Source organism: Telluria sp. AZSoR62 (genome assembly GCF_058111565.1).
In genome coordinates, this window is sequence record NZ_JBYTST010000004.1 from 162459 (window position 1) to 177975 (window position 15517).

Here is a 15517-nt window from a genome sequence, read left to right on the forward strand (position 1 = left end):
GATGCGCATGAGCGAGCGGCACAAGATGCTGGCCGGGGAGCCCTATCACGCGGGGGACCCGGAACTGGTGGGCGAGCAGGCGGCCAATGCGGCCTGGCTGGCCCGCTACAATGCCGCGCTCGGCGCACCCGTGGCCGTCTGGCGCACCCTGCTGGCCGAACGCCTGGCAGCGGTGGGCGAGGGCAGCATCGTGCGCCCGCCATTTCATTGCGACTACGGCTGGAACATTCGCTTGGGCAGCCGGGTATTCGTCAATTTCAATTGCATCATGCTCGACGTGGCCAGCATTACCATCGGCGACGACACCCGCATCGGCCCGGCCGTGCAGATCTATACCGCCGAGCATCCGCTGGACGCGCCGCTGCGCCGCAGTGGGGTGGAATCCGGGCGGCCGGTCCTTATCGGCAGCAATGTCTGGATCGGCGGCGGCGCCATCATCTTGCCGGGCGTGACGATCGGCGACGACGCCGTGATCGGTGCGGGCAGCGTGGTGACCCACGACGTCCCGTGTGGCGCGACCGTTTCCGGCAACCCGGCGCGCGTGGCGACTAGCTGACGCTTCTTTTAGCCAGCTCAAGATGCTGGAAAAACAAGATTAGCAACACTGCAACTCCCTGGAGATTGAAGTCTACTGGACCCGGCAGGACCGCCGTTTCCAATCGATTCCCTTTCCCCGGAGTGCAATGATGACCACCCGCTTCAAGCAACTGACCCTGGCCGCGCTGCTGTGCTGCGCCGCGACCGCCCATGCCCAGATCGCCGTCTACACCGACTATGGCGCCTTCCAGGCGGCCACCGGCGCCGCCGGCACCGATACGTATGACGACCTGGCGGTGCAGGGCTACCCATCGTCGCTGAGCCGCAGCGCAGGCGCCTTCGGCTATACCGTGTCGGCTGGCCAGGGCCTGTACGGCGCGGGCGGGGAGGGTGGCGACGGCTGGCTGTCGACCAATTCCGGCTACGACCGGCTGGTCTTCAGCAACTTTTCGTCCGGGGTCCACGCACTCGGCGGCGAGTTTTTCGGCAGCAACGTGGGTGGGCAATTTATCCCCGGCACGACCATCATCCTGACCGCGCTGGACGGCACCGCGGTTACCTATGTCTTGCCGGACAGCGAGACCGGCAGTTTCGTCGGCTTCGTCTCGACCTCGCCCCTGAATTCCCTGGTGGTCGGCACCTTCGGTGAAGGCTATTGGCCTACCGCCAACAACCTGACCCTGGCCGCGGCGGTGCCCGAGCCCGGCACCTACGCCATGATGCTGGGCGGCCTGGGCGGCCTGGGCGTACTGGGCCTCCTGACGCGCCGCCGCCGCGGCTGATCCTCCCCCGGATGCTGGTGCTGCAGCTTGTTGGCTTGCTATAATCCGACGTTACCAGCGGCAATTTTTCACCAGTATTCGGGGCAGGCGTGGCTAAACTTTATTTCAGGTATTCGGCGATGAACGCCGGTAAATCGACTGCGCTGTTGCAGGTCGCGCATAACTACGAAGAGCAGGGGCAGGCGGTCAAGCTCTACACGGCAGCGATCGACAACCGCTACGGCGTCGGCCTGATCACCTCGCGCCTGGGTCCGCAGCGCGAGGTCGATACCTTCGAGCGCGATACCGATTTCCTGGCCGCCGCCCAGCCGGTCTCCTGCATCCTGGTGGACGAAGCCCAGTTCCTGACCACCTTGCAGGTGCAGCAGCTGCACCAGGTGGCCCAGGTGCGCGGCATCCCCGTGATCTGCTATGGCTTGCGCAGCGACTTCCGCGGCGAGCCTTTCCCGGGCTCGGCCTACCTGCTGGCGCTGGCCGACGACATCGAGGAAATCAAGAACATCTGCAGCTGCGGCAAGAAAGCGACCATGAACATCCGCGTCGATGCCGAGGGCGGCCGCATCCGCGAAGGCGAGCAGGTCAGTATTGGCGGCAACGAAAGCTACCGCCAGGCCTGCGGCCGCTGCTTCTACGCGCGCTAGGCCGCGATGCCGCCGGCAGTGAGCTGCGCCGCATGGCTGCCGGTTTCCGCCTGTGCGAGCGGCGGCATCCTCGACATGCTGCTCTACCTGCTGCCGTCAGCCGCGCTGGCGCTGCTGCTGTGGATTGCTTCCGGCGCCCATCCCTTCTTCTTCGTTTTCACCGCGGCCGGCACGCTGTGCCACGAGCTGGCCCATTTCTCGGTGGGCCTGCTCACCAATGCCGAGCCCGTGGGCCTGAGCGTGCTGCCGCGCCGCATCAAGCGTCCCGGCAAGGGCCACAACTGGGAACTCGGTTCGGTGACCTTTGCCAACCTGCGCTGGTATAACGCGGCGCCGAGCGCGCTGGCGCCCCTGCTGGTGCTGGGCCTGCCGTTTGCCGTGGCCTGGTGGCGCACCCGGCCTGGCTGGCACTTCGAACCGGTCGACCTGCTGCTGGCCGTGTTCCTGGCGCCGCAGTTCCTGTCGTTCTGGCCTTCTCCGGTGGACTGGCGGCTGGCGGCGCGCTCCTGGCCCTGGATTCCGGTGATCCTGGTTGCCGTCCTGGCCATGAAATACGGCGCCGGCCTGGTTGGGCTTGTCAAAGGGTGAACACCTGGCTTATGCCAGCCTTAAGAATGCCCCGCAAATGCACGCAAGCTGGCTCTGCACGCTTGCAGCTTCCTGTAGAATGGGCTGGAAGGGCGACCTGACCGGCATGCCTTGCCGGACGCGCCAAAGGCACCAACCGTTTCGGAGAAACGACGAATGAAAAAGCACCATCTGATCATGGCCGCAGTGGCCTTCGCCATGTCGGCCCATGTGGTCACCGCGCAGCCGGAAAAAACCGCCTCCGTCCAGCCGACCCGGATCGGCGGCGCAACCCAGATGAAACCGCTCGCCGAGCAGACCCAGGCAGCCGTCTGGGCGTCGCGCGTGCTGGGCCGCTACCACTACAAGGCGATGCCGCTGGACGACGCGATGTCGCAGAAGATCTTCGACAACTACTTCGAGACGCTGGACAGCGAAAAACTCTACTTCACGCAGACCGACGTCGACCAGTTCGCCCCGATGCGCACCAAGATGGACGACGCCATCAACAACGAGAACCTCACGGTTCCGTTCGCCATCTACAACCTCTACCAGCAGCGCTTCACCGAGCGCATGGCCTATGCGCGCCAGCTGCTCAAGACCACCCCCGACTTCACGCTCGACGAGACCCTCCAGCTCGACCGCGAGAAAGCGCCCTACGCCAAGTCCGAAGAAGAAATCCGCGACCTGTGGCGCAAGCGCGTCAAGAACGACTGGCTGCGCCTGAAGCTGGCGGGCAAGAACGACAAGGGCATCCGCGAGACGCTCGACAAGCGCTACGACAACTACGTCGGCCGCATCCGCAAGCTCAACAACGAAGACGTGTTCCAGATGTTCATGAACGCGTACGCCACCGCCATCGAGCCGCACACCAATTACCTGGGCCCGCGCTCGGCCGACAACTTCGACATCGCCATGCGCCTGTCGCTGGAAGGCATCGGCGCGGTGCTGCAGACGCGCGACGAATACACCATCATCCGCGAGATCGTGCCGGGCAGCCCGGCTGCGCTGTCGGGCAAGCTGAAGGTGGGCGACCGCATCACCGGCGTGGCCCAGGGCAACGGCGCCCTGACCGACGTGCTCGGCTGGCGCATCGACGACGTGGTGCAACTGGTACGCGGCGAGAAGGGCACCACGGTGCGCCTCGACGTGCTGCCGGCCGACGCCGGTCCCGACGCCAAGCCGGTGAGCGTGTCGATGGTGCGCAAGAAGATCAGTATGGAAGAGCAGGCCGCCAAGAAGTCGATCATCGAAGTCAAGGATGGCGGCGTGAAGCGCCGTGTCGGCGTGATCTCGCTGCCGACCTTCTACCTCGACTTCGAGGCGCGCCGCCGCGGCGACAAGGACTTCCGCAGCGCTACCCGCGACGTGTCCCGCATCCTGGGCGAACTCAAGAAAGACAAGGTCGACAACGTCCTGATCGACCTGCGCAACAACGGCGGCGGCTCGCTGACCGAAGCGATCGAGCTGACCGGCCTGTTCATCGACAAGGGCCCGGTGGTGCAGCAGCGCGACGCCCAGGGCCGCGTCGAAGTCGAATCCGATACCAGCGCCGGCCTGGCCTGGGACGGCCCGGTGGGCGTGCTGATCAACCGCGGCTCGGCCTCGGCATCGGAAATCTTCGCCGCGGCCATCCAGGATTACGGCCGCGGCCTCGTCATCGGCGAGCCGAGCTTCGGCAAGGGCACGGTCCAGACCCTGATCGACCTCGACCGCTTCTCGCCGGGCGAGAAAGTGCGCTACGGCGAGCTGAAGATGACCATCGCCCAGTTCTTCCGCATCAATGGCGGCACCACCCAGCTGCGCGGCGTGACGCCGGACATCAAGCTGCCGGTGCTGTCCGACTCCGACAGCTTCGGCGAGTCGTCCTATGACAATGCGCTGCCGTGGGTGGCCATCAAGCCGGCCAGCTTCGCCGCCGCCGGCGACCTGAAGGAACTGATCGCCCCGCTGCAGAAGCGCCACGAAGCGCGTATCGCCAAGGACAAGGAATTCCAGTTCCTGCAGGAAGACATTGCCGAGGTAATGAAGGTGCGCAAGGAAAACGCCATCTCGCTGAACGAAGCCGTGCGCCGCAAGGAGCGCGACGCCCAGGACGCCAGGGCCAAGCTGCGCGAAGCACGCCTGGCCGGCGGCAGCGGCAACGCGACCGACGAGCCTGCGCTCGGTCCGGCAGGCAAGGAAGCGCGCGGCAAGGTGCCGGCGCCGACCAAGCCTGCCAAGACCACCGTGGCCGTGCGTGGTTCGCCGCGCCAGGACGACGGCCTGCAGTTCGACGAGCGCGACCTGAAAGCCGAGCTGGCCGCGGAAAAGGCGGCCAAGGATGCCAAGGATATCCTGCTGCAAGAGGCTGCCAACATTCTGGCGGACGAAGTCGGCATGCTGCGCCTCGACTCCCGCATGGCGTCGCGCGCCATGCCTTACATGGCGTCGCCACGGGGTAACTGATCGCGGCGCCGGTTCTCCGGCGCACTAAAACAATGGCCGGACCTGCATGCAGGCCGGCCATTTTTCGTTGAGGTGCGATTGTCCTATGCTGTCGCCCCCCGGTATACAGGTCGGCCTGCTCCGCGCCGATGCATGCCAGTTGGCGCAAGGCCCGCCTCATTTGACTGCCAGGGAGCGGTCTATCGGCTGACATCCCCACCAAAGCCGGGGTGCGTTGGCGCCGGCGCGAAAAAAAATGTTGTTAGATACGTGAGCCGGCCTTGCTTTTTGTAGGACAAGCGGCCGCCGGCCGCTGTCTTATTGTTGCAATAAGATAACTCAGCAATGACGTTTTCCCTCCTAAAAGAGACAGTCAAGGCTAGTTCAGAGATCCAGCCGTCATAAATTGCAAAATTTGCAATGAGTGTGGCAGCGAAATGTTGTCTGGGCAAGATCCTCGTAAGAACAATCCTACTCCAAAGCGCGGCATATTCTGGCAATCATACCTCCCGCACGGTTGAGTTACCGGTCTTGTTGTATTTTTTCTATGTATGTTAGGATAATCCCACGTTGTAAGAAAAATAATTGAATCTCAACTTAGGAGTTAATCCCATGACAATTCGTCACCTCGTTATTGCTGCGCTGATGGTCAGCGCAGGTGCTGCCCAAGCTGATACGATTTCGTCGAGCACTTCCGCGCCACCGACTTTCCTGTCCGGCTGGACAGCCGGCAACGGGGTTGATGTCCTCGGCTCCGGCGTGCTCGAAGGCGGCCTGAAGCTGATCGGCGGCGTTGCCCACTCGGCCGGCGCCTCGTCGGCAGCTTCCCTGGCAGACATCCTGGACGGTAAGGCTTCGGCCTCGATCGCCCAAGACAATGGCCAAACCACCATGTTCTTCAAGCGCGGCATCGAAGGCGACTACCTGCTGGGCTCGAACATGGCCATCATGGCAGCTGCCATGGGTACCGGCGTTTCGCTGGTCGGTTCGGCTGACGGCGCAGTCGTCCAGGAGGCAATTGTCTCGCGCGGTGCAACCGCGGGCGGCGGCGCAGCCAGCGGTCCTAGCGGCTCGACCGGCTCGGGCTCGAACGGCGCGAACAACGGCGGCAATGGTGCTTCGGGTAACAACGGCGGCACCGTCACCGTTCCAGGTAACGGCGTCGGCATCGGTAACGGTAACGGCAACGGCGTGAACGTGATTCCAGGCACGGATGCAGTCGACGTGCCGGAACCGGCAAGCCTGGCGCTGATGCTGGCAGGTATGCTGGGTGTCGGCGCAGCCCGCCGCCGCAACCGTTAATTGTTCTCCCGCAGGGCGGCGCTGCCCGCCCTGCATAAGCGCCATGTTTCCGCTTGGCGCTCCGCTTGATTGCGGTACAATCCTTGTGAACGGTCGTGCTTTTCCGGGCGCCCCAATAACAAGGAGACTACATGGACCTGCATTACTCGGACGAGGACCTGGCCTTTCGCGACCAGGTCCGCGCCTTCCTCGATTCCCATCTTCCTAAAGACCTGCAAGCCAAGGTGCTCAAGCACCTGCGCCTGAACAAGGACGACTTCGTCCGCTGGCACAAGATCCTCGCAGCACAGGGTTGGGTTGCACCCGGCTGGCCGGCCGAATTCGGCGGCCCGGGCTGGACCCCGCTCCAGCGCCATATCTTCGAGGAAGAGTGTGCCCGCGCCGGTACGCCGCGCATCATGCCCTTCGGGATCGACATGGTCGCCCCGGTGATCATGGCCTTCGGCTCCCAGCACCAGAAAGAGTATTTCCTTCCGCGCATCCTGTCCTGCGAAGACTGGTGGTGCCAGGGCTATTCCGAGCCCGGCGCCGGCTCGGACCTGGCCTCACTCAAGACCACCGCCACCCGCCATTCGGATGCGGAGGGCGACTACTACCTCGTTAACGGCCAGAAGACCTGGACCACGCTGGCCCAGCACGCCGACATGATCTTCTGCCTGGTGCGCACCGACAGCTCGGTGCGCAAGCAGGAGGGGATTTCCTTCCTGCTGGTCGACATGCATGCGCCCGGCGTGACCGTGCGCCCGATCATCATGCTCGACGAAGACCACGAAGTGAACGAAGTCTTCTTCGACAATGTGCGCGTGCCTGCCGCCAACCTGGTGGGCCAGGAAAACCGCGGCTGGACCTACGCCAAATACCTGCTCGGCCACGAGCGCACCGGCATCGCCGCGGTCGGGCGCAGCAAGCGCGAGCTGGCTTTCCTCAAGCGCCTGGCCCGGCGCGAGCAGAAGAACGGGCTTCCGCTGCTGGAAGATCCGCTGTTCGCGGCCAAGGTCGGCGCGCTCGAGATCGAGCTGATGGCGCTGGAAATGACCGTGCTGCGGGTGCTTGCGCAAGCGCACAAGGCGCCGGGGCCGGAAGCCTCGGTGCTCAAGGTGCGCGGCACCGACATCCAGCAGATGCTGACGGAATTGATGCTGGAAGCGGCCGGCCCGATGGCGCTGCCTTTCGACGCGGCCTATCTCGACGGCGAGCACGAACACAGTATCGCCGGCGACGACGATGCCGCGCCGCTCGCGCCGTATTACTTCAACTACCGCAAGACCTCGATCTACGGGGGCTCGAACGAAATCCAGCGCGGCATCATCACCCAGATGATCCTGGGACTGTGAGGAGAACCAGATGAACTTCAATCTCAAGGAAGAACAGGTCCAGTTCGCCGACGCGCTCAAGCGCTGGATCGGCCGCGACTACAGCTTCGAGCAGCGCCGCGCCATCATCGCCTCGCCCGAGGGCGTCTCCAGCCAGGCCTGGGCCACCCTGGTGGAACTGGGCATGACGGCGCTGCCGGTGCCGGAACAGCACGGCGGCTTCAGCGGCGGGGCGGCCGACATGTTCGTCGTGATGCGCGAACTCGGCCGCGGCCTGGTGGTGGAACCCTATTTCGCCACCGTGCTGGGAGCACGGTTCCTGGCCCTGGGCGGCGCGCACGGATCCCTGCTGGAAAGGGTCGCCGGCGGCGAGCTGAAACTGGCCTGCGCGCTGGGCGAGCGCCAGTCGCGCCACGAGCTGCGCGACATCCTTACCCGTGCGGAACAGGCCGGCGATGGCTGGCGCCTGAGCGGCGAAAAAAAGGCGGTGATCCATGGCTCAGAAGCCGGGGTCGCGATCGTGTCGGCGCGCAGCAGCGGCGCCCAGCGCGACGAGGCGGGCATCACGCTGTTCGCGGTGCCGCTCGATGTGCCGGGCGTGCAGGTCGCCGGCTACCGCATGCTCGACGGCCTGCGCGGTGCCGACCTGCGCTTCGACGGCGTGACGCTGCCTTGCTCCGCCGTCATCGGCCAGGCGGGGGAGGGCTGGGAGATCCTGGAGCAGGCCGCCGACTACGGCGCCGGCCTGCTGTGCTTCGAGGCGCTGGGTGCGATGGAAGCGCTGTTCGACGCGACGCTCGACTACCTGAAGACGCGCCAGCAGTTCGGCGTGCCGATCGGGAAATTCCAGGCCTTGCAGCACCGCATGGCCGACATGTATATCCACCTGGAGCAGGCGCGCTCGATGGCCTTGCTGGCGGCCGTCAAGCTCGACGGGACCGACGCGGCCGAGCGCCGGCGGACAGTGGCAGCGGCCAAGTACCGGATCGGCGAGGCGGCGCGCTTCATCGGCCAGCAGGCGGTGCAGCTGCACGGCGGCATGGGTGTGACCGACGAGCTGGCGGCGTCCCATTACTTCAAGCGCCTGAGCACCATCGACCTGACCCTGGGCGACCGCGACCATCACCTGGCGCGCTTCATCGCCGAGCCGGGCTTCCAGGAGGCCGCGTGAGCCAGGCAGGCCCGCAGCGCTACTTCGAGGACTTCTACGTCGGCCAGGAGATCGACCTCGGCACGCGCAGCGTGAGCGAAGAGGAAATCATCGCCTTCGCGCGCGATTTCGATCCCCAGCCTTTCCACGTCGATCCGGACGCGGCGGGGGAATCGATCCATGGCGGCGTGATCGCCAGCGGCTGGCATACCTGCAGCCTGATGATGCGGCTGGTGGTCGACGGCATGATGGGCTCGGCCGCGAGCATGGGCTCGCCGGGCCTGGACGGCGTGCGCTGGCGCCGGCCGCTACGCGGCGGCGACACCCTGCGCGTGCGCTATGTGACGACCAGGGTCAAGGCCTCCGCCTCGAAGCCGGACCGCGGCGTGGTCTGGTCGACCTGGACCGCCACCAACCAGCACGGCGAACAAATCTGCACCATCGACGGCATGGGCCTGTTCAGGCGCCGTCCGGTAGCCGGCGCCTAGCGGCATGGGGCTTTAGCCCCCGGGCGCCGCGTACTTGGCCAGCTCCAGCTTGGCCACCGCATTGCGGTGCACTTCGTCCGGGCCGTCGGCCAGGCGCAGCGTGCGGTTTCCGGCCCACTGCCAGGCCAGCGGGAAGTCGTCCGAGACGCCGGCCGCGCCGTGGGCCTGGATCGCCCAGTCCAGCACGTCCTGGGCGACGGTGGGCGCCAGCACCTTGATCATGGCGATCTCGGCGGCCGCCTGCTTATTGCCGACGGTGTCCATCATGTAGGCGGCCTTGAGCGTCAGCAGGCGCGCGGTGTCGATGCGGATGCGCGACTCGGCGATGCGCTCGCGCCACACGCCTTGCTCGGAAATCTTGCGCCCGAAGGCCACGCGCGCGTCCAGCCGGCGGCACATCAGTTCCAGGGCGCGCTCGGCCACCCCGATGGCGCGCATGCAGTGGTGGATGCGACCCGGGCCCAGGCGGCCCTGGGCGATCTCGAAGCCGCGCCCTTCGCCCAGCAGCATGTTGGCGGCAGGGACCCGGACGTTCTCGAACAGGATCTCGCAGTGGCCGTGCGGGGCGTCGTCGTAGCCGAACACCGGCAGCGGGCGCACGATGGTGATGCCGGGCGTGTCCGCTGGCACCACGATCATCGACTGCTGCCGGTGGCGGGGAGCCTGCGGGTCGGTCTTGCCCATCACGATGAAGACCTTGCAGCGCGGATCGCCCGCGCCGGAGATCCACCATTTGTGGCCGTTGATCACATAATCGGTGCCGTCGCGCTCGATGCGGGTGGCGATATTGGTCGCATCCGACGAGGCGACCTCCGGCTCGGTCATGGCGAAGGCCGAGCGCAGTTCGCCGCGCAGCAGGGGCTCGAACCAGCGCGTCTTGATGTCTTCGGAGGCGTAGCGTTCCAGGGTTTCCATGTTGCCGGTGTCCGGGGCCGAGCAGTTGAACACTTCCGGCGCCCAGGGCACCCGGCCCATGATCTCGCACAGCGGGGCATAGTCGAGGTTGGACAGGCCTTCGGGCGCCCGGCTCGACTTCGGCAGGAACAGATTCCACAGGCCGGCGTCGCGCGCCAGCGGTTTCAGGCGCTCGATCAGGTCGAGCGGCAGCCAGCGCGTGCCCTTCTCGCGGGCGTTGGCCGCGATCTCGTCGAGGAAGGCGCGCTCGTTCGGGTAGATGTGCTCGTCCATAAAGGCGAGCAGGCGCGCCTGCAGTTCCTGGCAGCGGGCGGAATAGGCAAAATCCATGTGCGTTTCCTTGTGATCGAAAGTGGGCTCAGGCGCGGCTGCGCGAGGCGAACTGCCAGGCCATCTCGGCCATCGGCCGCGCCGCCTTGCCGTTCTCCAGGGCCTGGGCGCTGGAGGCGGTGCCGTCCACATAGCGCTTCATGATGCCCTGCATGATGCCGGCCAGGCGGAACATGTTGTAGGCCAGGTAGAAGTCGAAGTCCTCGGCGCGGATCGTCTTGCCGGTGCGCTGGCAATAGCGGGCGACATAGTCTTCCAGCGATGGGATGCCCAGTCCGGCCAGGTCCAGGCCCGCGATGCCGCGGAACTTGCCCGGGGGGATATGCCAGCTCATGCAGTGATAGGAGAAATCCGCCAGCGGGTGGCCCAGGGTCGACAGTTCCCAGTCGAGCACGCCGATGATGCGCGGCTCCGTCGGGTGGAAGATCAGGTTGTCCAGCCGGTAGTCGCCATGCACGATGCTGGTGTCCTCGCCCGGCGGGATGTGCTGCGGCAGCCATTCGGTCAAGCGGTCCATGGCCTCGATGGTTTCCGTGGCGGAGGCCTGGTACTGCCTGGTCCAGCGCTCGATCTGGCGCGCAAAATAGTTACCGGGCTTGCCATAGTCGGCCAGGCCGATGGCGGCGTAGTCGATCGTGTGGAGCAGGGCGATCACGCGGTTCTGCTCGTCATAGATGGCGGCGCGCTCGCTCGGACTCATGCCGGGCAGGGACTGGTCCCACAGCACCCGGCCCTCGACGAATTCCATCACGAAGAAAGCGCGGCCGATGATGGATTCGTCCAGGCACAGGGCCAGCTGGCGCGGCGCCGGGAAGCCCGCGCCGTGCAGCGCCCCCATCACGCGGAACTCGCGGTCGATGGCGTGGGCCGAGGGCAGCAGCTTGGCCGCCGGTCCCGGCTTGGTGCGCAGCACATACTGCTTGCCGCCCGCCGACAATTTAAAGGTGGGATTCGACTGGCCGCCCTTGAACTGCTCGACCTTCACGGGCCCGCCGGGGTAACCCTCGACCTGGGCGCGCAAGAAGAAGTCCAGCGCATCGACATCGAATTTCTGGCGTTCGGATACTGGCTTGGTGCCCATCATTTCCTCGAACATCGCGTCTCCGTTGTTGTGGTTGTCCTTCATTCTAGCCCGGCTGGCCGAGAATGTGTACGGGCGTGCTATTTCAGGCGAGGGCTCAGCGGCCCTTGCGGTATTGCTCGAACAATTGTTCCATCGTGGTGGTGCGCGCGCCCGGCTGCAGCGGACCGGGGGGCACGTAGTTCACGAAGCGTACGACCCAGTCGCGCGCGTCCTCGCCCACGTCCAGCGCATTGATGCAGCCGGCCGCCTGCGACAGGCCGCCGAGGAACATGCGCTGCCCGGTGAGGGCCAGCGACAGGATCGCGCAATTCACGCCGCCATGCAGGACCAGCAGCACCGTGTCCCAGTCGGCATGAAGGCGCAGGCGGTCGATCGCCGGATGCACCCGGTCCATCATCTCGCCGACCGATTCGCCGCCGAGGAAGCGCTGGTCCTGGTCCACCACGCCTTCGAAGGCCCCGGTAAAGGCGCGCCGCAGTTCGTCGGTCGGAATGGTCGACAGGCGCCCGCCGCGGATTTCGTGCAGCTCGGGCCAGACCTCGGGTTCGATGTCCTGCTTCGATGCGGCCAGCACCCGCCGCGCCGTCTCATTGGTGCGGGGCAGGTTCGAGGTGATCACCCGGTCGAAGCGCACGCCCGCGTCGAAGAAGGCGTGGCCGGCGGCATCGGCCTGGGCCTGGCCGGTGTCGTTCAGGGCCACGCTCTCGGGCAGGTAGGGTTTGCCGCTGTCGTCGAAATAGGTCACGCTGCCGTGCCGCATCAGGTAGATGCGGCGGCGCCGGGCGCGCTCGCTCGGTTGGGTCATGGAGTCTCCTGTGATGGCCGGCGGCTGGCCGGAAGCCCGCCGTCCTTGTCAGCTTGTCCAGCGATCTTACACGCCATGCCAATTTGACGAGGCAAAACGGCGACACTTTCCAGGCGGAGAACTAATTCCAGCAGTCAATTTATTCTGGTTCTGGCATAAAATGTTCGTTGCAAGATATAAAAAAAGGGATGTTCATGGCAAGGCCGGAAAAAATTCGCCTGGGCGAAGTGCTGATCCAGCAAAAGCTGCTGTCGGAAGAACAGCTGATGCAGGCGCTGGCGGACCAGAAGCGCACCGGGCGCAAACTCGGCCGCGTATTCGTCGAAAGCGGTTTCGTCACCGAAGAGCAGATCTCCGGCGCGCTCGCACGCCAGCTCAACATTCCCTATATCCACCTCAAGTTCTACAACATCAACGCCGAGCTGGTGCGCCTGCTGCCGGAGACGGCCGCGCGGCGCTTCCGCGCGCTGGTGCTGGAAGACCGCCGCGAGACCATGCTGGTGGGCGTGTCCGACCCGACCGATCTGTTCGCCTATGACGAGATCGCGCGCCTGCTGAAGAAAGGCGTCGAGCTGGCCGTGGTCAACGAGACCGAGGTGCTGGCTGCGATCGACCGCATCTACCGCCGCACCGGCGAGATCACCGACTTCGCGCGCGAGGTCGAGGCCGACCTGGGCGACACCTCGATCGACTTCGGCGCGCTGGCCGCCAATCCGGGCCTGGAAGAAGCGCCGATCGTCAAGCTGCTGCAGTCGGTGTTCGACGATGCGGCCCAGGTGCGCGCGTCCGACATCCACATCGAGCCGCAGGACGGACGCCTGCAGATCCGCTTCCGCATCGACGGCGTGCTGCACCTGCAGACCGAAGCCGACATCAAGGTCGCGACGCCCCTGGCGCTGCGCCTGAAGCTCATGGCCGACCTGGACATCTCGGAAAAGCGCCTGCCGCAGGACGGCCGTTTCGCGGTCAAGGTACGCAACCAGCGCATCGACGTGCGTATCTCGACCATGCCCACCCAGTACGGCGAATCGGTGGTCATGCGTCTGCTGAACCAGGGCGGCACCACCTTGCGCCTGGACGCGATCGGCATGCCGCCGCGGATCGTCGAGCGGTTCCGCGCGCTGGTGCAGCGCCCGAACGGCCTGGTGCTGGTTACCGGGCCGACGGGTAGCGGCAAGACCACGACGCTCTATAGCGCGCTGTCCGAACTGAACTCGGTCGAGAAAAAGCTGATCACGGTCGAGGACCCGGTCGAGTACCGCCTGGCCGGCATCAACCAGGTGCAGGTCAACGACAAGATCGAACTCTCGTTCGCGCGCGTGCTGCGTTCGGCGCTGCGCCAGGATCCGGACATCGTGCTGGTGGGCGAGATGCGCGACCAGGAAACCGCCCAGATCGGCCTGCGCGCCGCGATGACCGGTCACCTGGTGCTCTCGACGCTGCACACCAACGATGCCGCTTCCACGCCGCTGCGCCTGATGGACATGGGCGTGCCGCGCTACATGGTGGGCGGCTCGCTCCAGGCCGTGCTGGCCCAGCGCCTGGTGCGCGTGATCTGCGAAAGCTGCACCATGCCTTACCAGCCCAACCCGGGCGAGCTCACCTGGCTGCAGCCGGAACTGGGCCAGCATGCCGCCGCCACCCAGTTCTTCCACGGGAAGGGCTGCTCGCACTGCAACGGCACGGGTTTCCGCGGCCGTACCGGCGTGTACGAGCTGCTCGAGATGACGCGCGCCGTGACCGATGCCGCCAACCACCCGGACCCGGCCCACTTCCTGAAGGTCGCGCATGCGGCGATGGAAGGCGAGACCCTGCGCCGCCATGGCGTGCAGCTGGCCGTGCAGGGGCGCACCACGATCGCCGAAGCCATGCGCATCAGTAACCAGCTCGACGACTGATGGCCTTCTTCGCCTACAAGGCCCGCAATGCGCGCGGCGAACTGCTGCAGGGTGTGCTCGAAGGCGCCGACAGCGGCGCGATCGCCGACCAGCTGTTCGGCAGCGGCGCCACGCCCATCGAGATCAACCCCAGCCGCAAGGGGCCGGCCTCGAAGGATGGCGGCGCCGGCCTGTGGGCGCGCCTGACCGACAAGAAGGTCACGTCGATGGACGTGCAGCTGTTCAGCCGCCAGATCTACACCCTGCTCAAGTCCGGCGTGCCGATCATGCGCGGGCTGGCGGGCCTGCAGGAATCGGCGATCAACAAGTCCTTCGGCCGCGTCATCAAGGACTTGCGCGAATCGCTCGATGCAGGTCGCGAGCTGTCCTCGTCGATGGCGCGCCACCCGAACGTGTTCAACAGCTTCTACCTGTCGATGGTGCGGGTGGGCGAGATGACCGGCCGCCTGGAAGACGTGTTCCTGCGCCTGTTCGACCACCTGGAATTCGACCGCGACATGCGCGAGCGCGTGAAAACCGCGCTGCGCTACCCGAGCTTCGTGATCATTGCCATGATCATCGCCATGGTCATCGTGAACATGTTCGTGATTCCGAGCTTCACCTCGGTGTTCAAGCAGTTCGGGGCCGAGCTGCCCCTGATGACCCGGATCCTGATCGGCACTTCGGACTTCACAGTGCGCTACTGGCCGCTGATGGCCGGCGTCGGCGCCGGCGCGGTGGTGGGCTTCGTGCGTTGGTCGCGCACGGTTCGCGGCCGGCTGGCCTGGGACCGCTACAAGCTGCGCCTGCCGATCGCGGGCAAGATCATCCACAAGGCCACGATGGCGCGCTTTGCCCGCAGCTTCGCGCTGTCGCTGCGCAGCGGCGTGCCGATCGTGCAGGCGCTGACCGTGGTGTCGCAGACCTCCGACAATGCCTACCTGAGTTCGCGTATCGAGCAGATGCGCGACGGCGTCGAGCGTGGCGAAAGCATCCTGCGCACGGCCACCGCCGCCAGCGTGTTCACCCCGATCGTGCTGCAGATGATCGCGGTGGGCGAGGAATCCGGTTCGCTCGACGACCTGATGGACGAGATCGCGCTGATGTACGAGCGCGAGGTCGACTACGAACTGAAAACCCTGTCGAGCCAGATCGAGCCGATCCTGATCACCTTCCTGGGCGTGATGGTGCTGGTGCTGGCGCTGGGCATCTTCCTGCCGATCTGGGACCTGGGCAAGGCTGCCCTGCAACCGAAATGATGCGCACGGCAGCCAGGCGAAAGGGAGCAGGGCTCGGGCG

Annotated in this window: 14 protein-coding genes; 11 read left to right on the plus strand and 3 right to left on the minus strand. The window is 65.8% G+C overall.

Features of this window, described 5'->3' with window-relative positions; all coding sequences use genetic code 11:
* Nucleotide 1 precedes the first annotated feature (1 nt).
* The 9 genes from AC3XQU_RS08625 to AC3XQU_RS08665 all read left to right on the plus strand — a co-directional run bounded on the left by AC3XQU_RS08625 (nucleotide 2) and on the right by AC3XQU_RS08665 (nucleotide 9207).
* Nucleotides 2-556 (plus strand): sugar O-acetyltransferase, encoded by a 555-nt coding sequence (locus tag AC3XQU_RS08625; protein ID WP_489873744.1) that lies wholly within the window; start codon nucleotides 2-4, stop codon nucleotides 554-556.
* A gap of 127 nt (nucleotides 557-683) precedes the next feature.
* Nucleotides 684-1319, plus strand: coding sequence for a PEP-CTERM sorting domain-containing protein (locus AC3XQU_RS08630; RefSeq protein ID WP_489873745.1), 636 nt, complete (start codon nucleotides 684-686; stop codon nucleotides 1317-1319).
* Nucleotides 1320-1408: 89 nt separating this feature from the next.
* The gene (locus AC3XQU_RS08635) at nucleotides 1409-1960 is read left to right on the plus strand and encodes a thymidine kinase (protein WP_489873746.1); all 552 of its coding nucleotides are present in this window, start codon (nucleotides 1409-1411) and stop codon (nucleotides 1958-1960) included.
* An 18-nt stretch (nucleotides 1961-1978) separates the two neighbouring features.
* The gene (locus AC3XQU_RS08640; RefSeq protein ID WP_489873747.1) at nucleotides 1979-2548 is read left to right on the plus strand and encodes a hypothetical protein; all 570 of its coding nucleotides are present in this window, start codon (nucleotides 1979-1981) and stop codon (nucleotides 2546-2548) included.
* A gap of 156 nt (nucleotides 2549-2704) precedes the next feature.
* A complete protein-coding gene (locus tag AC3XQU_RS08645) occupies nucleotides 2705-4975 on the plus strand; it encodes a carboxy terminal-processing peptidase (protein ID WP_489873748.1) in 2271 nt (756 codons plus the stop codon).
* A gap of 591 nt (nucleotides 4976-5566) precedes the next feature.
* Complete coding sequence (locus tag AC3XQU_RS08650) at nucleotides 5567-6256, plus strand: PEP-CTERM sorting domain-containing protein (protein ID WP_489873749.1); 690 nt, start codon at nucleotides 5567-5569, stop codon at nucleotides 6254-6256.
* Nucleotides 6257-6387: 131 nt separating this feature from the next.
* A complete protein-coding gene (locus AC3XQU_RS08655; protein WP_489873750.1) occupies nucleotides 6388-7590 on the plus strand; it encodes an acyl-CoA dehydrogenase family protein in 1203 nt (400 codons plus the stop codon).
* Nucleotides 7591-7600: 10 nt separating this feature from the next.
* On the plus strand, nucleotides 7601-8740 hold the full coding sequence (locus tag AC3XQU_RS08660) for an acyl-CoA dehydrogenase family protein (RefSeq protein ID WP_489873751.1): 1140 nt from the start codon (nucleotides 7601-7603) through the stop codon (nucleotides 8738-8740).
* Nucleotides 8737-9207, plus strand: a complete 471-nt coding sequence (locus AC3XQU_RS08665) for a MaoC family dehydratase (RefSeq protein ID WP_489873752.1) — start codon at nucleotides 8737-8739, stop codon at nucleotides 9205-9207. Before AC3XQU_RS08660 ends, AC3XQU_RS08665 begins: the two co-directional genes overlap by 4 nt.
* Nucleotides 9208-9219: 12 nt before the next feature.
* Here AC3XQU_RS08665 and AC3XQU_RS08670 read toward each other — a convergent pair whose 3' ends face one another.
* The 3 genes from AC3XQU_RS08670 to AC3XQU_RS08680 form a co-directional block, all read right to left on the minus strand.
* Entirely contained in the window at nucleotides 9220-10452 is a 1233-nt protein-coding gene (locus AC3XQU_RS08670; protein WP_489873753.1) for an acyl-CoA dehydrogenase family protein, read from the minus strand.
* A 28-nt stretch (nucleotides 10453-10480) separates the two neighbouring features.
* Nucleotides 10481-11548 (minus strand): phosphotransferase, encoded by a 1068-nt coding sequence (locus tag AC3XQU_RS08675; protein WP_489873911.1) that lies wholly within the window; start codon nucleotides 11546-11548, stop codon nucleotides 10481-10483.
* Nucleotides 11549-11630: 82 nt separating this feature from the next.
* Nucleotides 11631-12341 carry a histidine phosphatase family protein gene (locus AC3XQU_RS08680; RefSeq protein ID WP_489873754.1) on the minus strand — a complete coding sequence of 237 codons (711 nt, stop codon included), beginning with the start codon at nucleotides 12339-12341 and terminating at the stop codon, nucleotides 11631-11633.
* A 194-nt stretch (nucleotides 12342-12535) separates the two neighbouring features.
* On the opposite strand from AC3XQU_RS08680, the gene AC3XQU_RS08685 reads away from it, so the two are divergent.
* Nucleotides 12536-14239 carry a GspE/PulE family protein gene (locus tag AC3XQU_RS08685; RefSeq protein WP_489873755.1) on the plus strand — a complete coding sequence of 568 codons (1704 nt, stop codon included), beginning with the start codon at nucleotides 12536-12538 and terminating at the stop codon, nucleotides 14237-14239.
* Nucleotides 14239-15477: a type II secretion system F family protein gene (locus AC3XQU_RS08690; RefSeq protein ID WP_489873756.1), complete on the plus strand. Its 1239-nt coding sequence runs from the start codon at nucleotides 14239-14241 to the stop codon at nucleotides 15475-15477. Before AC3XQU_RS08685 ends, AC3XQU_RS08690 begins: the two co-directional genes overlap by 1 nt.
* Nucleotides 15478-15517: the final 40 nt, after the last annotated feature.

Bases quoted from the DNA above. Each gene is read 5' to 3' on its own strand.
- AC3XQU_RS08690 (WP_489873756.1), top strand. From the start codon at position 14,239: ATGGCCTTCTTCGCCTACAAGGCCCGCAATGCGCGCGGCGAACTGCTG.
- AC3XQU_RS08625 (WP_489873744.1), top strand. From the start codon at position 2: ATGCGCATGAGCGAGCGGCACAAGATGCTGGCCGGGGAGCCCTATCAC.
- AC3XQU_RS08660 (WP_489873751.1), top strand. From the start codon at position 7,601: ATGAACTTCAATCTCAAGGAAGAACAGGTCCAGTTCGCCGACGCGCTC.
- AC3XQU_RS08650 (WP_489873749.1), top strand. From the start codon at position 5,567: ATGACAATTCGTCACCTCGTTATTGCTGCGCTGATGGTCAGCGCAGGT.
- AC3XQU_RS08675 (WP_489873911.1), bottom strand. From the start codon at position 11,548: ATGTTCGAGGAAATGATGGGCACCAAGCCAGTATCCGAACGCCAGAAA.
- AC3XQU_RS08685 (WP_489873755.1), top strand. From the start codon at position 12,536: ATGGCAAGGCCGGAAAAAATTCGCCTGGGCGAAGTGCTGATCCAGCAA.
- AC3XQU_RS08645 (WP_489873748.1), top strand. From the start codon at position 2,705: ATGAAAAAGCACCATCTGATCATGGCCGCAGTGGCCTTCGCCATGTCG.
- AC3XQU_RS08670 (WP_489873753.1), bottom strand. From the start codon at position 10,452: ATGGATTTTGCCTATTCCGCCCGCTGCCAGGAACTGCAGGCGCGCCTG.
- AC3XQU_RS08655 (WP_489873750.1), top strand. From the start codon at position 6,388: ATGGACCTGCATTACTCGGACGAGGACCTGGCCTTTCGCGACCAGGTC.
- AC3XQU_RS08680 (WP_489873754.1), bottom strand. From the start codon at position 12,341: ATGACCCAACCGAGCGAGCGCGCCCGGCGCCGCCGCATCTACCTGATG.
- AC3XQU_RS08630 (WP_489873745.1), top strand. From the start codon at position 684: ATGATGACCACCCGCTTCAAGCAACTGACCCTGGCCGCGCTGCTGTGC.